Annotated in this window: 16 protein-coding genes; 9 read left to right on the forward strand and 7 right to left on the reverse strand. The window is 71.9% G+C overall.

What is annotated here, in order from left to right; translation table 11 throughout:
* Positions 1-7: 7 nt before the first annotated feature.
* Together ACFV6X_RS10795 and ACFV6X_RS10800 are read left to right on the forward strand one after the other, a co-directional pair.
* Complete coding sequence (locus tag ACFV6X_RS10795) at positions 8-778, forward strand: TetR/AcrR family transcriptional regulator (protein WP_385380678.1); 771 nt, start codon at positions 8-10, stop codon at positions 776-778.
* 91 nt (positions 779-869) lie between these two features.
* A complete protein-coding gene (locus tag ACFV6X_RS10800) occupies positions 870-1487 on the forward strand; it encodes a Uma2 family endonuclease (protein WP_385380681.1) in 618 nt (205 codons plus the stop codon).
* Here the strand turns inward: ACFV6X_RS10800 and ACFV6X_RS10805 are convergent.
* Positions 1480-3882, reverse strand: coding sequence for an MMPL family transporter (locus ACFV6X_RS10805; RefSeq protein WP_385380937.1), 2403 nt, complete (start codon positions 3880-3882; stop codon positions 1480-1482). The genes ACFV6X_RS10800 and ACFV6X_RS10805 overlap by 8 nt on opposite strands.
* A 168-nt stretch (positions 3883-4050) precedes the next feature.
* On the opposite strand from ACFV6X_RS10805, the gene ACFV6X_RS10810 reads away from it, so the two are divergent.
* Positions 4051-4740, forward strand: a complete 690-nt coding sequence (locus ACFV6X_RS10810; RefSeq protein ID WP_385380684.1) for a response regulator transcription factor — start codon at positions 4051-4053, stop codon at positions 4738-4740.
* Positions 4737-6203: a sensor histidine kinase gene (locus ACFV6X_RS10815; RefSeq protein ID WP_385380686.1), complete on the forward strand. Its 1467-nt coding sequence runs from the start codon at positions 4737-4739 to the stop codon at positions 6201-6203. The genes ACFV6X_RS10810 and ACFV6X_RS10815 overlap by 4 nt, the downstream gene beginning before the upstream one ends.
* Positions 6204-6245: 42 nt before the next feature.
* On the opposite strand, the gene ACFV6X_RS10820 is transcribed toward ACFV6X_RS10815, so the two are convergent.
* The 3 genes from ACFV6X_RS10820 to ACFV6X_RS10830 all read right to left on the reverse strand — a co-directional run bounded on the left by ACFV6X_RS10820 (position 6246) and on the right by ACFV6X_RS10830 (position 8742).
* A complete protein-coding gene (locus ACFV6X_RS10820) occupies positions 6246-6647 on the reverse strand; it encodes an ATP-binding protein (RefSeq protein WP_385380689.1) in 402 nt (133 codons plus the stop codon).
* Between the two features lie 507 nt (positions 6648-7154).
* Positions 7155-8465, reverse strand: coding sequence for a metallophosphoesterase (locus tag ACFV6X_RS10825; RefSeq protein WP_385380692.1), 1311 nt, complete (start codon positions 8463-8465; stop codon positions 7155-7157).
* A 37-nt stretch (positions 8466-8502) separates the two neighbouring features.
* Positions 8503-8742 (reverse strand): SCO4848 family membrane protein, encoded by a 240-nt coding sequence (locus ACFV6X_RS10830; RefSeq protein WP_385380695.1) that lies wholly within the window; start codon positions 8740-8742, stop codon positions 8503-8505.
* Between the two features lie 103 nt (positions 8743-8845).
* On the opposite strand from ACFV6X_RS10830, the gene ACFV6X_RS10835 reads away from it, so the two are divergent.
* Positions 8846-10135: a D-alanyl-D-alanine carboxypeptidase family protein gene (locus ACFV6X_RS10835; protein WP_385380940.1), complete on the forward strand. Its 1290-nt coding sequence runs from the start codon at positions 8846-8848 to the stop codon at positions 10133-10135.
* A gap of 190 nt (positions 10136-10325) precedes the next feature.
* Here the strand turns inward: ACFV6X_RS10835 and ACFV6X_RS10840 are convergent, their stop codons facing one another.
* Entirely contained in the window at positions 10326-11255 is a 930-nt protein-coding gene (locus ACFV6X_RS10840) for a YihY/virulence factor BrkB family protein (protein ID WP_385380698.1), read from the reverse strand.
* A 245-nt stretch (positions 11256-11500) separates the two neighbouring features.
* On the opposite strand from ACFV6X_RS10840, the gene ACFV6X_RS10845 reads away from it, so the two are divergent.
* Positions 11501-12901 (forward strand): FAD-binding protein, encoded by a 1401-nt coding sequence (locus ACFV6X_RS10845; RefSeq protein ID WP_385380701.1) that lies wholly within the window; start codon positions 11501-11503, stop codon positions 12899-12901.
* Between the two features lie 305 nt (positions 12902-13206).
* Positions 13207-13962, forward strand: coding sequence for a decaprenylphospho-beta-D-erythro-pentofuranosid-2-ulose 2-reductase (locus ACFV6X_RS10850; protein ID WP_385380704.1), 756 nt, complete (start codon positions 13207-13209; stop codon positions 13960-13962).
* A 40-nt stretch (positions 13963-14002) separates the two neighbouring features.
* Here ACFV6X_RS10850 and ACFV6X_RS10855 read toward each other — a convergent pair whose 3' ends face one another.
* Together ACFV6X_RS10855 and trpS are read right to left on the reverse strand one after the other, a co-directional pair.
* Complete coding sequence (locus tag ACFV6X_RS10855) at positions 14003-14581, reverse strand: 2'-5' RNA ligase family protein (RefSeq protein WP_385380707.1); 579 nt, start codon at positions 14579-14581, stop codon at positions 14003-14005.
* A gap of 160 nt (positions 14582-14741) precedes the next feature.
* Complete coding sequence (gene trpS / locus ACFV6X_RS10860) at positions 14742-15755, reverse strand: tryptophan--tRNA ligase (protein ID WP_385380710.1); 1014 nt, start codon at positions 15753-15755, stop codon at positions 14742-14744.
* Positions 15756-15919: 164 nt separating this feature from the next.
* Here trpS and ACFV6X_RS10865 point away from each other — a divergent pair, with 164 nt between their 5' ends.
* Both ACFV6X_RS10865 and ACFV6X_RS10870 read left to right on the forward strand, forming a co-directional pair.
* Positions 15920-16480, forward strand: a complete 561-nt coding sequence (locus ACFV6X_RS10865; protein WP_365454422.1) for an RNA polymerase sigma factor — start codon at positions 15920-15922, stop codon at positions 16478-16480.
* Positions 16473-17369, forward strand: a complete 897-nt coding sequence (locus ACFV6X_RS10870; RefSeq protein WP_385380713.1) for a hypothetical protein — start codon at positions 16473-16475, stop codon at positions 17367-17369. Before ACFV6X_RS10865 ends, ACFV6X_RS10870 begins: the two co-directional genes overlap by 8 nt.
* The last annotated feature ends 95 nt before the right edge of the window (positions 17370-17464 follow it).

Genomic DNA, 17464 nt, shown 5'->3' on the forward strand with positions numbered 1-17464 from the left:
TTTCTTCGTGCCCGCGAACAACGACAGCGCGAACGAACGCCCCGGTGCGGGCGGCGGTACGCCGGCCAAGGCCGAGCAGACCAAGTCCGAGCAGACCCGTGCGCTGATCCTGGAGACCGCGATGCGGCTGTTCCGGGAGCGCGGGTACGACAAGACGACCATGCGGGCCATCGCGCAGGAGGCGGGGGTCTCCGTCGGCAACGCGTACTACTACTTCGCCGGCAAGGAGCACCTGATCCAGGGCTTCTACGACCGGGTCGCCGCCGAGCACCAGGCGGCGGTCCGGGGCGTGCTGGACCAGAAGACCGACCTGGAGTCACGGCTCGCGGGCGTCCTGAAGGCCTGGCTGGACGTGGCGATGCCGTACCACGAGTTCGCGGTGCAGTTCTTCAAGAACGCCGCCGACCCGGACAGCCCGCTCAGCCCGTTCTCCCCGGAGTCGGAGCACGCGCGCGAGGAGGCCATCAGCGTCCACAGGGAGGTGCTCTCGGGTTCGAAGACCAAGGTGGCGCCGGAACTCCGCGACATCCTTCCGGAGCTGATGTGGCTGTCCCAGATGGGCCTCGTCCTGTACTGGATCTTCGACCGCACGGAGGGGCGGGAGCGCAGCTACCGCCTGGCGGAACGCGGCGCCCGCCTCACCGCACGGGGCGTCTCCCTGGCCCGCTTCCGGGTGCTCCGGCCGCTGGTGCTGGAGGTGCACGAGCTGTTCACGGACTTCCTGCCCGGGATGACCAAGGTGCTGCCGGATCCGGGGGGCAAGGGCCGGGCAGGGTGATCCACGATCGGGTGAAGCCTCGTGATCGGGACGTTCGGATCCTCACCGGCCTACGATGATGCTCTCGACACCAGCCCCTAGGAGGCACGCGATGTCCGCTGCATCCGTCGAGCAGCCCTTCGACGACGACGAGCCGTTCTCGCTCACGGCCATCGCCGACGAGATCATGGAGCGCCATCCGGGCTACCGCGTCGAGATCATCGGAGGCCACCTCCTCGTGACCCCATCACCGGATGCCCCGCACGCCCGTGCTCTGACCAAGCTGATGCGGCCCTTCATCGCCGCAGGGCTGGACGACGGCGAGACCGAGGTTCTCCAGAACGTCGGTCTCTGGCTGCCCACCGGGACCGAGGACTACGCCATCCCCGATCTCGTGGTGGTGGATTCCGACATCGATGATCACTTCGTCGAGAACAACGCGTACGACCCGGTCTGCTTCCGCCTCGTCCTGGAGGTCACGTCCAGCAACTGGAAGGACGACCTGAGGACCAAGCCCGGCGCCTACGCCCAGGCCAAGATCCCCGTCTACCTCGTCGTCGACCGCAAGCATCAGCGGCTCCACGTCCTCACGGAGCCGACCGGGAGCGAGTACGCGAACCACCGCGTTCACGCTCCCGGCGAGACGATCACGCTGCCCGAGACGATCGGCGCCAAGGTCGTCCTCGACGTGGAGCAGATCATCAAGGCCGGGCAGCGGAAAGCTAACTGACGGCGTCCACCTCACCCTCCGCCAGCTCCACGTCGTGCACCAACGGCCCCTCACCGACCGCCACGTGACCCGCGCGTGAGGGGTGCGTCGCCGCCGTCACCGCCAGCAGATACGTCCCCGGCCCCGGTACCGCCACGATGTACGAGCCGTCCGCCAGCGACGTCACGCGGTCCAGCTGACGTCCGCCGCGCGAGAGCAATGTCACCGCCGCTTCCGGCACGGGCTCGCCGTCCGCCGCGCGGATGAAGCCGTGGACCACCGATGCGGGGCCGTCCGGCTCCTCGGCGGGCTCCTCCTCCCGCGGTTCCACCGCCAGATGCGGCAACCGCTTCTCCAGCCCCGCCGGCAGCCACCAGTTGGCCTTGCCCAGCAGGTGCATCGCGGCCGGCACCAGCGCCGTACGCAGGATGAACGCGTCCAGCGCGACCGCCGCCGCGAGGCCGATGCCGGCCATCGCGCCCTCCATGTCGCCGCTGAGGACGAACGCCGAGAACACGCAGATCATGATCAGGGCGGCGCAGTTGATGACCCGGCTGGTCTCCGCCAGGCCGACGCGCACCGCGCGGGCGTTGTCCTTCGTGTGCACCCACTCCTCGTGCATGCGGCTCACCAGGAACACCTGATAGTCCATCGACAGTCCGAAGAGCAGGGACAGCATGATGACCGGCAGGAACGCCGTGATCGGGCCCTCCTTGCCGATGCCCAGGAGTTCCGTGCCCCAGCCCCACTGGAAGATCGCCACCAGCACGCCGAACGACGCGGCCGCCGCGATCAGGTTCATCAGCGCCGCCGTCAACGGGACCACCAGCGAGCGGAAGGCCACCAGCAACAGCAGGAAACCGAGCGCGATGATCGTCGTGACGAAGTACGGCAACCGGTCGCCCGTCACCGACGCGAAGTCCTTGAAGACCGCCGTCACGCCGCCCACATGGGCGTTCGCGCCGGACGCCGGGATCACCCCGTCGCGCAGCACGTCGATCAGCCGGTCCGTCTCCTCGGACTGCGGTGAGGTCGTCGGCACCACCTGGATCACCGTGACGTCGTTCGCGGGCGGCAGCGCGGCCACCTGGGCGACGCCCTCGGCCGACTCGATGCGCGAGACCAGCGTGTCGGGGGCCGCACCGTCGACCACGACCTGGAGCGGGCCGTTGAAGCCGGGGCCGAAGCCCTCGGCGAGCAGGTCGTAGGCCTGCCGGGTGGTCTGCGTCTCCTGGTGGTTGCCCTGGTCGGTGGCGCCCAGCCGGATGGACAGCACGGGCAGGGACAGCACCACCATGACCGCGAGCGCGAGCGCCGCGATCGTGCGCGGACGCCGCTGGACGTACGCCGACCAGCGCGCCGCCAGGCCGTTCGCCTCCTCCGGCTCCGGCCCCGCGTGGGCCAGCCGGTGCCGCTGCCGGCGGCTGAGCACCCGCATGCCGAGCAGGCCCAGCAGCGCGGGCAGCAGCGTGACGGCCGCGAGGACGCTGAACACGACGGTGAGGGAGGTCGCGATGACCACACCGTCCAGGAAGCGCAGGTTCATGACCAGCATGCCGGCCAGCGCGATGCAGACCGTGCCACCGGCGAACAGCACCGCGCGGCCGGAGGTGTTGAGGGCGGTGACGGCCGCCTCCTCCGGCTTCGTACCGCGCAGGATGCCGCGCCGGTGCCGGGTGACGATGAACAGCGCGTAGTCGATGCCGACGCCGAGGCCGATCAGCGAGCCCAGCAGCGGTGCCACGTCCGGCACGTTCGTGGCATGGCTGAGCAGCATCGTCGAAAGCATGCCGGTGCCCACGCCGAAGACCGCCACGACGATCGGCAACAGCATCGCGAACAGCGCGCCGAACGCGAGGAACAGTACGACCGCCGCCGCCGCGATGCCGACCAGTTCGGCCGTGCCGGTGGGCGGCTCCTGCGTGCGCGCGATCGCCTGCCCGCCCAGCTCGACCTGGAGTCCGTCCCGCTGCGCCGCCTGCGCGGTGTCCACGACGTCCTCGATCAGCTCCATGGGGACGGCGTTCGCCTGCTCGGTGAAGGTGACCTGGGCGTAGGCGATCCGCCCGTCCCGGCTGATCTGCGCCGCGCCCCGTTCACCGGCGTAGGGTCCGGTGACCTCGCCGACGCCGTCCAGCGCGCCGATCCTCGCCAGCGCGGGCTCGATCCGGGACCGTACCTCCTCGTCCCGTACCGTGCCCTCGTCGACCTTCCACACCACCGTGTCGGTGTCGCCGGAGCTCTCCGGGAAGGCCTTCTCCATCAGGTCGTACGCGCGCTTCGAGTCGGTGTCCGGCAGGGAGAAGACGTTCGCGTAGTCCGTACCCGCCGTCGTCGCCGTGAAGCCCAGGCCGAACAACGCCCCCGCCCACAGCACCAGGACCACCAGCCGGTGCCGATAGCACCAGCGTGCCAATGTCGCCACGCTCTACGCTCCTTCGTCGCAAGTCGGTCGGTCCCCCAGGTCCTGCGCAACAGGATTGGCGGCCCCGGCCGGGCGTGGACACGACGCGGCCATGACTCTCAAGGAACTCCAAAGCGAATCCCGGGCCCCGTTGTCGGTGGCCGCGCCGATACTGGGGGCATGACGACGGCTCCCGGCACCGTGCTGGTCGTGGAGGACGAGGTGAGCATCGCCGACGTCCTCGCGATCGCCCTGCGCTACCACCGTTTCGAGGTCATGACCGCGGGCACCGTCCGCGAGGCGCTCACCCTGGCCGAGCGCACCCGGCCCGACGCGGCGCTGCTCGACGTCATGCTCCCGGACGGCGACGGCCGGGCACTCGGCCGTGAACTGCGCGCGCGGCGCCCCGACCTGGCGCTGGTCTTCCTCACCGCGCGCGACTCGCCCGCGGAGATCGTCGGCGCCCTCGGCTTCGGCGACGACTACATCACCAAGCCGTTCAACATCGACGAGGTGGTCGCCCGGGTCACCGCGGTGCTGCGCCGCACCCGATCCGCCGACGTCCTGCCGCAGCGCCCGCCCCTTCGGTACGGCGACCTGGAGCTGGACGAGACGACGTACCGCGTGCACCGCGCGGGCAAGTCGGTCGAGTTGACCCCCACCGAGTACGCGCTGCTGCGCTTCCTGGTGCGCAACGGCGGTCGGATCGTCCCCAAGGAGCAACTGCTGCGGCACGTCTGGCAGTACGAGCACGCGCCGTCCGAGTCGACCGTCGTGGAGACCTACATCAGCTATCTGCGGCGCAAGCTGGACACCCTGGGACCGCCGGTGATCACCACCCGGCGCGGCGTCGGGTACGGCCTGGCATGAGGTGGCCCCACGGGCACCGCGGGCGCGGTCCGCGTTCCCTGCGCGGCAAACTGACGATGGCGAACGTGCTGCTGCTGGCCCTCGGCGTCGTCGTGGCGACGTGCGTCAGTGTGATGGGCATGCGGCTGTATCTGCTCGACGCCGTCGACCAGGAGCTGATGATGTCCCGGGACTCGATCGGTGAGACCCCGCTGACCTTCGAGCAGGTCGACTCGCTGACCGCGCTGTTCGCCCTGAGCGAAAAGATGGGGCCCGGCGCCTCCGGCGACGACACCGACTCCCTGGTGCAGGGCTCGCTCTTCGTGGCCGTGGACCGCGACGGGCAGGCCCGGACCATCGGCGGCCTCGCCCCGACCGGCACCCAGCGCGCCCTGGCCGCCGCCGTGGACGACCCGGCGGCCCTCGCCGCCGACACGGAGCCCCACGACCTGGAGATGCGAGGCGACCACTACCGCGTCACCGCCGGGCAGCTCGCCGACGGCACGACCGTACTGCTCGCGGCCTCGACCGAGTCCCTGAGGGAGGTCGTCGCCCGGGCCCTCAAGCTCGACATCGCGGCCGGCATCCTGCTGACGGCCATGCTGGCCTGGCTGACGATGTTCAGCGTGCGGCGCCGCACCCAGCCGCTGGAGGACATGGTCGAGACGTCCACGGCCATCGCCGAGGGCGACCTGACCCGGCGCGTCCCGTCAAGCCGCGAGCCCACCCTGGAGGTCGAGCAGCTGCGGCTCGCCCTCAACTCCATGCTCCAGCAGGTGGAATCGGCGTACCGCACCCGCGAGCACAGCGCCGCCCAGCTGCGCCGCTTCGTCGCCGACGCCTCGCACGAACTGCGCACCCCGCTGTCCGCGATACGCGGCTACCTCCAGCTCTACGACAAGGGCATGCTGCGCGACCCGGCCGACCGCAAGCGCGCCTGGGAGCGGGTGCTCGCGGAGGCCGACCGCATGGGCCGGCTCGTCGACGAGCTGCTCACCCTCGCCCGCCTCGACCAGGAGCCCCAACTGCGCTTCCGCAACGTCGACGTGAGCCGCCTGGTACGCGACGCGGCCGAGGACCTGCGCGTGCAGCAGCCGGAGCGGCCCATATCCGTCCGCGCCGACGGCTCGGTGCTGGTGCACGCCGACGAGTCGGGGCTGCGGCAGGTCCTCGGCAACCTGCTGGCCAACGTCCGCATCCACACGCCCGCCGACGTGCCGGTGCGGCTCGCGGTGGAGCGGGCGGACGACGGGGCGGTGCGGCTGTGCGTCGACGACGACGGGCCCGGGCTGGACGCGGACGACGCGGCCCGCATCTTCGACCGCTTCTTCCGCACGGGAGGCGGCGCGGGCAGCGGGCTGGGGATGGCGATCGTGCAGGGCGTGGTCCACGCCCACGGGGGCGCGGTGGGAGTGCGTACGGCGCCGGGTGAGGGGCTCGCGGTGACGGTGACGCTGCCGGTGCGGGCGCCGGTGCCTGCCTAGCGCGGGGCGGGGCAGGGCGGCTGCGGCGTTGGTGGGCCGGGTCTACGTCTCGGCGTGCACCAGCGCCCACACCGTCTTGCCGTGGGTGCCCCTGCTCCAGACGCCCCAGGCGGTGGCCATGTGCTCCACGAGATGCAGGCCCCGGCCGGCCTCCTGGTCGTCGTCGACCGACCGCAGGCGAGGCATGCGGCTGCCCTCGTCGGAGACCTCGATGAGGCAGGAGCCGTCGGCGAGCGCGGTCACCGCGATCTCGAACTCGGCCTCCGTCCGCGGCCCGTGGCGTACGACGTTGGTGGCGAGCTCGGACACCAGCAGCACGGCGTCCGCGAGCGCCGGGGCGTCGGGAGCGAGCCCCCAGTCGGTCAGATGGTCCCGCACCCTGCGCCGGGCGAGACCGACGGAGGCCGGGTGCCGGGGCAGCCGGAAGGCGTAGCGTCTCACCACGTTCACTCCTCACCCCGCACACACCTGCGACACATGGTGCTGTGTCCGAGGGCTGTCCGGCATCACTTGGGCGGATCCGGTGGGTATCGCAGCCATGGGATCACGGCTGTTCGCCGCCGCGGGCGGCCGGGCGTCGGATCCCAGGTGAGCCGCCTCAGGCGCGGCACCCAGGCGCCCTCGGTGAGATGCGGCCGGCCGCGGATGCCGTGCGGCGGGGAGCCGGTGGCCGAAGCCGCCGCGAGCACCGGCGATGCCGCGGAAATCCGCAAGCGAACCGATCGCATCGGTGCCCTCCCCGAGGCCCCATGTGCCAGTCCCCATGGCACGGCTCACCCCATCACGGAGTGCTGCCCGCGAGGAAGGCGCCTTTGCCGAGAGGGGGGCGAACTTGTCGGGTGTTCGCTTCCGGGGGGTTTCACACGCTGTTCACGAGGAAGCGGCTGCGCGGGAACGCACGGTCGGCGCATTCCCGCGCAGAAGAGGAGCCCCGTTCGTCGCCGCGGATGCCTACGCCTGGGTCGACGCCAGCTCGATCACCGTGATGTCGGAGGGAGCACCCACGCGCATGGGCGGCCCCCAGGCGCCGGCGCCGCGGCTGACGTACAACTGGGTGTCGCCGTAGCGCTCCAGGCCCGCGAGGGTCGGGTTCGCGGCCGCCGCGACGAGGTTGCCGGGCCACAGCTGACCGCCGTGGGTGTGGCCGGAGAGCTGGAGGTCCACATGGTGCTCGACGGCCTCGTGGATCTGGACCGGCTGATGGGCGAGGAGCACGCACGCGCGCGTGGTGTCGCGGTCGCCGAGCGCCCGGGCGAAGTCGGGACCCTGTCCCTCGCTCTCGCCCGCGACGTCGTTGACGCCCGCCAGGTCGAACCAGGGCAGTTCCGTCCGCGCGTTCTCCAGCGGGCGCATGCCCAGCCGCCGTACCTGCTGGACCCACTGCCCGGCGCCGGAGAAGTACTCGTGGTTGCCGGTGACGAAGTACGCCCCGTGCCGGGCGCGAAGCTGGGCCAGGGGCGCGGCAGCAGGACCCAGGTCCTTCACGCTGCCGTCGACCAGGTCGCCGACGACCGCGATCAGGTCGGGCTGCGTGCCGTTGATGGTGTCCACGACCTTCTGGGCGAAGCCCCGGCCGAGGACCGGGCCCAGGTGGACGTCACTGACCACGGCGATCCGGAAGCCGTGTGCCGCGCGCGGGAGCTTGGCCAGCGGGACGGTGACGCGCTGCACGCCGGGGCCGTTGAGAACGCCGTAGGTGCCGGCACCGACCGTGCCGACGGCCGCCGCGGCGGCGGCACCCGCGACGACACGGGAGACGAACAGGCGGCGGGAGGGGGCGGGGTGCCGCGGTCCCTCGCCGGGGGCGGGTGTCCCGGTCTCCGTGGCGGCGGCCTCCGTGGGCGGCTCGTCGGAGGCGGCCTCCTTGGGCGGTGCCCCTGCCGGTATCGGCTCCGGCCGCGGCGCGGGCCGCGTCACTCCGGCGTCGGCCGGCCCCCGCTGCCGCGCGTCCCGGCGCTCCAGGAAACGCCGGAGCAGCGGTCGTACGACCTCACCCGCGACCACGGCGAGCAGCAGGTAGATCGACAGCGCGAGCCACAGGAAGCCCGGCCACGCGAGGGTGCGCTGGAGCCAGAAGGGCGCGCCGGCGCGTTCGGCCACCAGTGCGCCGATCGCGAGCACCCAGCCGCCCGCGATCAGTACCGCGCCCACCCGGCGCGACGGGCCCGGGCGCCGGGTGGTGTCGCGGAACAGGCGGCGCCACAGATACCAGTTCGCCACGACGAGGACGCTCACCACGACGAGCAGGAAGACGATCACCATGCCGTTGTTCTCTCCTTGGCCGGGGTGCTGCGGATTGCTATGACTTGCGGCGCAGTGCGCGCACTCCGCGCAACCCGATGACCCCGACGATCGTCCCCAATACGAAGGAGACGACGGCGAGCAGCAGATGCACCCAGAAGTACGCCGTCGGTCGACCGTCCTCGAAAGCCAGCCCGCTGCTGTCCTTGATCAGGTTGTTGACGAAAGTGACCCAGATGACCCAGCTCCACACCCCGAAGGCGAGCAGGAACCAGGAGATCGGGCGGCTGAGTTTCATGCGTTCAGTATCACCGCCGGGTGTCCGGTTCGTGCGCCGGGGTGGGGAGGGCAACGGGACTTCCGGGGGCCGTACATGTACGTTCTCGCTCGTGCCCGCACCGATGAAGACCGCCCGCGCACCGAAAACGACCGCCCGGCGCTCCCTGCTGCTCGCTTCCGCGACCCTGTTGACCGTTTCGCTGACCGCACCCGCCGCCCTCGCGGCGCCCCGGCCGTCGCCGAGTTCCTCGACCAGCCCGTCGGCCACTCCGCCGGCGAACATGTCGACCATGGGCGGCGCGCGGCTGGGCCGTCCGGGGACGCAGGTGAACCTGGCGAGCGGGGTCCCGGTGCTGCCGAAGGACGTCTCGGCACGATCCTGGATCATCGCCGACGCCGAGTCCGGCGAGGTGCTCGCCTCGCACAACTCGCACTGGCGGCTGGCCCCCGCGAGCACCCTGAAGATGCTGTTCGCGGACACGCTGCTGCCGAAGTTCCCCAAGACGATGACCCGCAAGGTGGCCGCCTCCGACCTGGCGGGCATCGGCTCGGGATCCAGCATGGTGGGGATAAAGGAGAACGAGACGTACACCGTCCACGACCTGTGGCTCGGTGTCTTCCTGCGCTCCGGCAACGACGCCGTGCACGTGCTGTCCGCCATGAACAAGGGCGTCGGCAACACGGTCGCGGAGATGAACGAGCACGCCGAGGAGCTCCAGGCCCTCGACACGCATGTCATGAGCCCCGACGGCTATGACGCCGCCGGCCAGGTCTCCTCCGCGTACGACCTGACGCTGATCGCCCGTTCGGGGCTGCAGAAGAAGGACTTCCGCGAGTACTGCTCGACCGTGAGCGCGAAGTTCCCGGGCCGGACCACGAAGAACAAGAAGGGCAGGCCGGTCCGCGAGACCTTCGAGATCCAGAACACCAACCGGCTGCTGACCGGTGACTCGGACATCTCCCAGTACCAGGGCATCGCGGGCGTCAAGAACGGCAACACCACCAACGCGGGCGCCACTTTCACCGGGGTCGCGGAGCGGGGCGGCAAGGTGCTGCTCGTCACCGTGATGAACCCGGAGAAGGGCGGCCACAACGCGGTCTACAAGGAGACCGCGCGACTGTTCGACTGGGGCTTCAGGGCGGCCGGGAAGGTGGAGCCGGTCGGTGAGCTGGTGCCGCCCAAGGGCGCGGCCGGTACCCAGCCCGGCGCCACCGCCTCCGGCGAGGCGAACTCCGGCGAGGCGGGCGGCTCCGGGACCGGCGGGGAGTCGAGCAAGCCCGTGGCGAGCTCTACGGCCGGGAACGGCTCCACCGGCATCGGAATCGCCCTCGCCGTCACGGCAGGCCTGCTGGCACTGATCGCGGCCGGGGCAGTCCTGGTGAACCGCCGGTGGCCACTGCGCCGACGGTGAGGTGCGGGTGCCCGGGCACGGCGCGACCCAGGGCGTGACCTGAGGGATGCCCCGGGCACGGCGCGACCCAGGGCGTGACCTGAGGGATGACCGGGGCGCGCTCTGGGGCGTGGCCAAGGGCGCGGCTTGAGACCGAGGGCGCGGTGAGGCCCGAGCGGGGCGTCGCCTGAGGCGGGATCAGGGGCTGTTGTCAGCCCCCGGTCGGTGTGGCCGCGTCCGCCACGCCGTTTCCGTCGATGCCGTCGGCCCCGTCGGCCTCCGCGCGCTCGGCCTCCTTGCTCGGCGTCGCCGTCCAGGCCGCGCAGAACAGGACCAGCTTCGAGGTGAAGTTGATCCACAGCAGCAGGGCGACGGGGACGCCGAACGCGCCGTACATGCTCTTCGCGGCGACGCCCTGGATGTAGCTGCTCAGCAGCAGCTTCAGCAGCTCGAAGCCGACCGCGCCGACCAGCGCGCCCACGATCAGCCGCCGCCGGGACGGCTCCACGCCGGGCAGCAGCGTGAGGACGTACAGCAGGAGCAGGAAGGCGGCGAGCACGGCGACGACGAACGCTGCCGTGCGCAGCAGCAGGCTCCCCCAGCCGTGTTCCTCCAGGCCCAGCCGGCGGGCGCTCCAACCGACCGTGGCCGACGCGACGGTGGACGCGGCGAGCGTGAGCAGCAGCGCGCCGCCGAGTCCGAGCAGGACGCCCGTGTCCTTCGCCTTGCGCAGGAGGGGGTTCTCCTCCTCGTCCGGCAGCTCCCACACCGCGCGCAGGCAGTCGCGCATCGAGCCGACCCAGCCGATGCCGGTGAACAGCAGCAGCGCACCCGCGATGACCCCGACGGTGCCGGCGTTGTCGACCAGGGCGCCGATGTTCAGCTGGTCGGAGATGCCGGGGATCTGCTCGGCGATCTTGTCCTGGATCTCCTTCTGCTGCTCCGTGCTGAGCGTCGCGGCGGCGATCGCGGCGCCCACGGTGAGCAGTGGGAACAGCGCGACGAAGCTGGTGAACGTCATCGCGGCGGCCAGCCGTGTCCACTTCACACGGTCCAGCCGCTCGTACGACCGCCACGCGTGCGTGAGCATCAGCCGGGTGGCCAGGGGGCCGATGACGGGGAGCCTTTTCAGCCAGTCCATGATCCGAGCCTGCCCTCCGCTTCACCGCCGATACGGCCGACGCGGCCGCCGGCCTCACGGTCGATCCCGAGCACCACTGTCCTAGTGCCCCGGAACCACGCCATCGTGACCGACACCGACCCACTGTTCCCGTCAACCCCCCGGAAATACGGGAATATTGGGCGACATCCCATTAATCACCCATTCCAGGGAGATGCTGTATGTTTCAGAATGAATACGACACATAGGGCGTTACGGTCACCACCATGCCTGCCGACACCGCCCCCGACACCGCGCCCCACGCCACCCTCTCCTCCGTCACGGGGTGGGGCCGCACCGCTGCCACCACGGCCCGTCTGATCCGCCCCCGGACCTACCAGGAGGCCGTGGCCGCCGTCCAGGACTGCGGGGCTCGCGGCGGCATCCCGAGGGGCCTGGGGCGGGCGTACGGGGACGCGGCACAGAACGCCGGCGGGGCGGTGCTCGACATGACGGGCCTGGACCGCATCCACGCCATCGACGTCGCCGGCGGTACCGTCCTGTGCGACGCGGGCGTCAGCCTGCACCGTCTGGCACAAGTGCTGCTGCCGCTCGGCTGGTTCGTCCCGGTGACGCCCGGCACGCGCCACGTCACGGTCGGCGGGGCGATCGCCGCGGACGTCCACGGCAGGAACCACCACGCCGCGGGCTCCTTCACCCGCCATGTGCCGTCCCTCGAACTCCTCACCGCCGACGGCGAGATCAGCACCGTCGGCCAGGGCACCCCCCTCTTCGACGCGACGGCGGGCGGCATGGGACTCACCGGGGTCATCCTCACGGCGACCCTCCGACTCCAGCCGGTCGAGACGGCGTGGATGACCGTCGACACCGAGCGCGCCGACGATCTCGACGACCTGCTGGCCCGCCTGACGGCCACGGACCACCGCCGTCCGTACTCGGCCGCCTGGATCGACCTGCTGGCCCGCGGCGCGGCGACGGGGCGCGGGGTGCTGACCCACGGCGACCACGCGCCGTTCGAGGCGCTGCGCGTGGGCACGCGTGCGCGTAGGGACCCGCTGGCCTTCCGCCCCGCCCAGTTGCCCGACGTCCCCGCTCTCGTCGCCTCCGAGCTCGTCCCGGAGGGTCTCCTGAGCCGCCGCACCGTCGGATTGTTCAACGAACTCTGGTTCCGGAAGGCACCACGCGCGCGTACCGGCCAACTCCAGCGTCTCTCTGGCTTCTTCCACCCCCTGGACGGCGTTCCGCACTGGAACCGGCTCTACGGCCGCGGTGGCGTCGTGCAGTACCGGTTCGTCGTCGGATACGGCCAGGAGGACGCGCTGTCCCGGATCGTGCGGCGCATCGCCGCGCGCCGTTGCCCGTCCTTCGTGGCCGTCCTCAAGCGCTTCGGGGACGCCGCCCCGGGCTGGCTCGCCTTCCCCGTGCCCGGCTGGACCCTGGCCCTGGACATCCCGGCCGCCCTGCCGGGCCTCGCCGCCTTCCTCGACGAACTGGACGAGGAGGTGGCGGCCGCGGGCGGCCGGGTCTGCCTCGCCAGGGACTCCCGGCTCCGCCCCGACCTGCTCGCCGGGATGTACCCGAAGCTCGCCGACTTCCGCGCCCTGCGCGCGGAACTGGATCCGCGCGGGGTCTTCACCTCGGACCTCTCGCGCCGACTCGGGCTGTAGCCCGCCCGCGCCACGGTCGGCCCCCGGACCGCCCGCCCCGTCCCGTCGCCCCCCTCCAGACCACCCGCCCCGTCCCGTCGCCCCCCTCCAGACCACCCGCCCCGTCCCGTCGCCCCCCTCCAGGCCGCCCGCCCCGTCGCCCCCCTCCCCAGACCACCCGCCCCGTCCCGTAGCCCGCCTCCAGGCCGCCTGCCGCGTGGCCGACCCGGCCCTCGGCTCGTCCGCCCCGTGGCCCGTCCGCCCCGTGGCAGGCCCCATGCCGACCCGCTGCCCAGCCCGTAGCCCGTACCTCCACAGGAGCTGTCATGAAGGACGCTTTCGGTCTCCCCCAGTCCCTCCTCGTCCTCGGCGGCACGTCCGAGATCGCGCTGGCCACCGCGCGCCGTCTGATCATGCGCCGGACCCGCACGGTGTGGCTGGCCGGACGCCCCTCGCCCGCCCTTGAGGAGGCCGCTGAGGGCCTGCGCGCCCGCGGCGCGGAGGTGCACACCGTCGCCTTCGACGCGCTCGACCCCGAGTCCCACGAGACGGCGCTCGGCAAGGTCTTCGCGGAGGGCGACATCGACATGGTGCTGCTCGCGTTCGGCATCCTCGGCGACCAGGCGCAGGACGAGCGCGAGCCGGCGGGCGCGGTGCGTGTGGCGCAGACCAACTACACGGGAGCGATCTCGGCGGGCCTGGTCAGCGCCCGCGCGTTGCAGGCCCAGGGCCACGGCTCCCTGGTCGTCCTGTCCTCGGTCGCCGCCGAACGCGCCCGCCGGGCGAACTTCATCTACGGCTCCAGCAAGGCCGGCCTCGACGCGTTCGCCCAGGGCCTGGGCGACGCGCTGCACGGAACAGGGGTGGACGTCATGGTCGTACGCCCCGGATTCGTCCGCTCGAAGATGACCACCGGCCTGGCCGAAACCCCGTTCGCCACCAGCCCGGAAGCGGTCGCGACGGCCGTCGAACTGGGCCTGCGCCGCCGCTCGGAGACGGTGTGGGTACCGGGTGCGCTCCGCCTGGTGATGGCGGCGCTGCGGCACGTCCCGCGTCGGGTGTTCCGGCGGCTGCCGATGTAGCGACCGGGCGTGACCACACCCATGGAGGCCGCCCGAGGGCCTAGCGGCTGGGGATGGTGCCCCGTTCCACGCGCCCCGCCTGCGGAGGCACGACCGCCCCACCGAACGTGAAGTCCCGCAGCTTGCGCCACACGCCGTCGGCGCCCTGTTCGTAGAGGCCGAAGCCGGTGCAGGCCCATTCGGCCTGGTAGTCGGCCAGTTCCTCGAAGGCGCGGTCCATGGCCGCCTCGTCGATGCCGTGGGCGACGGTGACGTGCGGGTGGTAGGGGAACTGCAGTTCGCGTGCCACGGGGCCGGAGACGTCCCGGACCTGCCGCTGCAGCCACGTGCAGGCCTCGGCGCCGTCGACGACCCGGACGTACACGACCGGTGACACGGGCCGGAAGGTCCCGGTGCCGGACAGCCGCATCACGAAAGCGCGCCCGGCGGTGGCGACATCGGCGAGGTGCGCCTCGACGGCGGGCAGTTCCGCGTCGTCGACCTCCGTCGGTGGCAGCAGGGTGACATGCGTGGGGATACCGTGAGCCGCGGCGTCGCCGAAGCCCACGCGCCGCTGCTGGAGCAGGCTGCCGTGCGGCTCCGGGACCGCGATCGACACACCGATCGTTACGGTCCCCACGTCGTCTCCTGTCGTCGTGTCGGGTACGGATCTCGGGCGGACACGGGTGGCCGTCGTCGCGGCCGTCCGGCTATCGACTGTACGGCTCCGGCCGTGCCCTGGGCAGGCGCAGCCGAAGTGATGTGCAGCGCTGGGCGGGGGTACGGAGGTACGGCCCGGCTCAGTGCTTGGCCGGCAGGAAGCCCACCCTGCCGTAGGCCTGTGACAGGGTCTCCGCGGCGACGGCGCGCGCCTTCTCCGCGCCCTTGGCCAGGATCGAGTCCAGCGTCTCCGGGTCGTCGAGGTACTGGTTGGTCCGCTCCCGGAAGGGCGTCACGAACTCGACCATGACCTCGGCGAGGTCCGTCTTGAGCGCACCGTAGCCCTTGCCCACGTACTTCTCCTCCAGTTCCGCGATTCCCGCCCCGGTGAGGGTCGAGTAGATCGAGAGGAGGTTGCTGACGCCCGGCTTGGCCACGGGGTCGAAGCGGACCACGGTGTCCGTGTCGGTGACCGCGCTCTTGACCTTCTTCGCCGTCGCCTTGGGCTCGTCGAGCAGGTTGATCAGGCCCTTCGGCGTGGACGCCGACTTGCTCATCTTGATCGTCGGGTCCTGAAGGTCGTAGATCTTGGCCGTCTCCTTGAGGATGTACGGCTTCGGGACCGTGAACGTCTGGCCGAATCGGCCGTTGAAGCGCTCGGCGAGGTCGCGGGTGAGCTCGATGTGCTGGCGCTGGTCCTCACCGACCGGGACCTCGTTGGCCTGGTAGAGGAGGATGTCCGCGACCTGCAGGATCGGGTACGTGAACAGGCCGACGGAGGCCCGGTCCGCGCCCTGCTTGGCGGACTTGTCCTTGAACTGGGTCATGCGGGAGGCCTCGCCGAAGCCGGTGAGGCAGTTCATGACCCAGGCGAGCTGGGCGTGCTCGGGGACGTGGCTCTGGACGAACAGCGTGCAGCGCTCGGGGTCGAGTCCGGCCGCGAGCAGCTGGGCGGCGGCGAGCCGGGTGTTCGCGCGCAGGTCCGCGGGGTCCTGCGGCATCGTGATCGCGTGCAGGTCGACGACCATGTAGAACGCGTCGTGGGTCTCCTGCAGAGCCACCCACTGGCGGACGGCGCCCAGGTAGTTGCCGAGGTGGAACGAGCCTGCGGTGGGCTGGATTCCGGAGAGCACACGGGGTCGATCAGAGGCCATGCCCACCATTCTCTCAGAGCTGGGGGACCGCTCGGGGACCGCTCCGCAACTGATCCGCGACTGATCCGGAACTGGTCCTGCGCGAGTGGGAACCGATTCGCCCTGTGCGGTGTAACAAAAGCGTGAGGACGCGGGAGGGGGGCCGCATCGTCGATGAGGCCGCGGTGATCGCACGCGTACGCGCCGGAGACCCGGAGGCGTACGCGGAGCTGGTGCGTGCCCATACGGGCATCGCCCTGCGGGCGGCCGCGGCGCTCGGGGCCGGTGCGGACGCGGAGGATGTGGTGCAGCAGGCCTTCGTCAAGGCGTACTGCGCGCTGGGCCGCTTCAAGGGCGGCTCGGCGTTCCGGCCATGGCTGCTGTCGATCGTCGCCAATGAGACGAGGAACACCGTACGGACGGCGGCGCGCCAGCGCACGCTCGCCGGTCGCGAGGCGGCGTTCGCCGGGGCCGAGCCGCTGATACCGGATGCGGCCGACCCCGCGGTCGCGACGCTCGAGACGGAGCGCCGCGCGGCCCTCGTCGCGGCCCTGGACAAGCTGAGCGAGGAGCACCGCCTGGTCGTCACGTACCGCTATCTGCTGGAGATGGACGAGTCCGAGACCGCCCAGGCCCTGGGCTGGCCCCGGGGGACGGTGAAATCCCGGCTGAATCGAGCACTGCGGAAGATGGGCCGGTTGCTGCCGGACCTGCAGCCCCGGGAAGGGGGTGACGAGCGTGGGTGACACGTCGTACGACGGTGACAGCGGCGCCGGGAGCAGGCGCGGGGGCCGCGACGGTACCGACCGGCTGCCGGAGGAGCTGCGGGCGCTCGGGCGGTCCCTGGGCCCACCTGGGGCCGGCGCCGAGACGATGGTCGAGCGGGTGCTGGGGCAGATACTGGCCGAGCGTGTGCCGGTCCCCGTTCCCGAGCCCCCGGGCTTCGCCGAGCGGCTGGGCACGGTGCGGCGTCGGCTGTGGGCGCGTCGGCGAACCCTGACGGCCGGGCTGTGCGGTCTGCTCACCGTGCTCGTGCTCACGCCCCCGGTGCGCGCCGCGGTCTTCGACTGGTTCGGCTTCGGCGGGGTCGAGGTGCGCTACGACCCGTCCGCGGAGCCCTCCCCCGGCGCCGAGGTGCCCGGCTGCGGCCGGTCGGTCTCCCTCGCGCAGGCCGCCCGGCGGGCGGGCTTCGAGCCGCTGGTGCCGGACGCGCTGGGCGCTCCCGACGCGGTGTCGGTGGCCCCCATCCCGCAGGGGCGTTTCCTGGTGAGCCTGTGCTGGACCGAGCGGGGGCGCACGATACGGCTGGACCAGTACGCGGCGAGCCTCGACATGACCTTCGCGAAGACGGTGCGTGAACAGCCGCAGTGGCTGTCTCTCAACGCCGGCACCCCGGCCGGGGACCTGCCCGACACGGCGCTGTGGTTCCCCCGCCGCCATCTGCTGAGCTTCTGGCTGGTGGACGCGGACGGCGCCCGCCACACCCGCGAGGAGCGCACGGCGGGTCCGACCCTGCTGTGGGCCGAGCAGACCCCGGACGGCGATGTGACCCTCCGGCTGGAGGGGGTGGCGGCCAGGGAGCGGGCACTGGAGGTGGCTCGGTCGCTGGACCAGGGCTCGGGCTCGGGGGGCTAGATAGGGAGGGCCAGGGCGGAGGGTCAGGGGAGAGGAGCCATGGGACGGCCCTCTTTCCGGTCTCCGAAGAATCTTGCGAATCGGTGGCGCGGGGT

It is taken from the genome of Streptomyces sp. NPDC059861 (assembly GCF_042731435.1).
In the GTDB taxonomy this organism is placed as follows: domain Bacteria; phylum Actinomycetota; class Actinomycetes; order Streptomycetales; family Streptomycetaceae; genus Streptomyces.

Bases quoted from the DNA above. Each gene is read 5' to 3' on its own strand.
- ACFV6X_RS10850 (WP_385380704.1), top strand. From the start codon at position 13,207: ATGAAGGACGCTTTCGGTCTCCCCCAGTCCCTCCTCGTCCTCGGCGGC.
- ACFV6X_RS10815 (WP_385380686.1), top strand. From the start codon at position 4,737: ATGAGGTGGCCCCACGGGCACCGCGGGCGCGGTCCGCGTTCCCTGCGC.
- ACFV6X_RS10835 (WP_385380940.1), top strand. From the start codon at position 8,846: ATGAAGACCGCCCGCGCACCGAAAACGACCGCCCGGCGCTCCCTGCTG.
- ACFV6X_RS10825 (WP_385380692.1), bottom strand. From the start codon at position 8,465: ATGGTGATCGTCTTCCTGCTCGTCGTGGTGAGCGTCCTCGTCGTGGCG.
- ACFV6X_RS10830 (WP_385380695.1), bottom strand. From the start codon at position 8,742: ATGAAACTCAGCCGCCCGATCTCCTGGTTCCTGCTCGCCTTCGGGGTG.
- ACFV6X_RS10840 (WP_385380698.1), bottom strand. From the start codon at position 11,255: ATGGACTGGCTGAAAAGGCTCCCCGTCATCGGCCCCCTGGCCACCCGG.
- ACFV6X_RS10810 (WP_385380684.1), top strand. From the start codon at position 4,051: ATGACGACGGCTCCCGGCACCGTGCTGGTCGTGGAGGACGAGGTGAGC.
- trpS (WP_385380710.1), bottom strand. From the start codon at position 15,755: ATGGCCTCTGATCGACCCCGTGTGCTCTCCGGAATCCAGCCCACCGCA.
- ACFV6X_RS10800 (WP_385380681.1), top strand. From the start codon at position 870: ATGTCCGCTGCATCCGTCGAGCAGCCCTTCGACGACGACGAGCCGTTC.
- ACFV6X_RS10845 (WP_385380701.1), top strand. From the start codon at position 11,501: ATGCCTGCCGACACCGCCCCCGACACCGCGCCCCACGCCACCCTCTCC.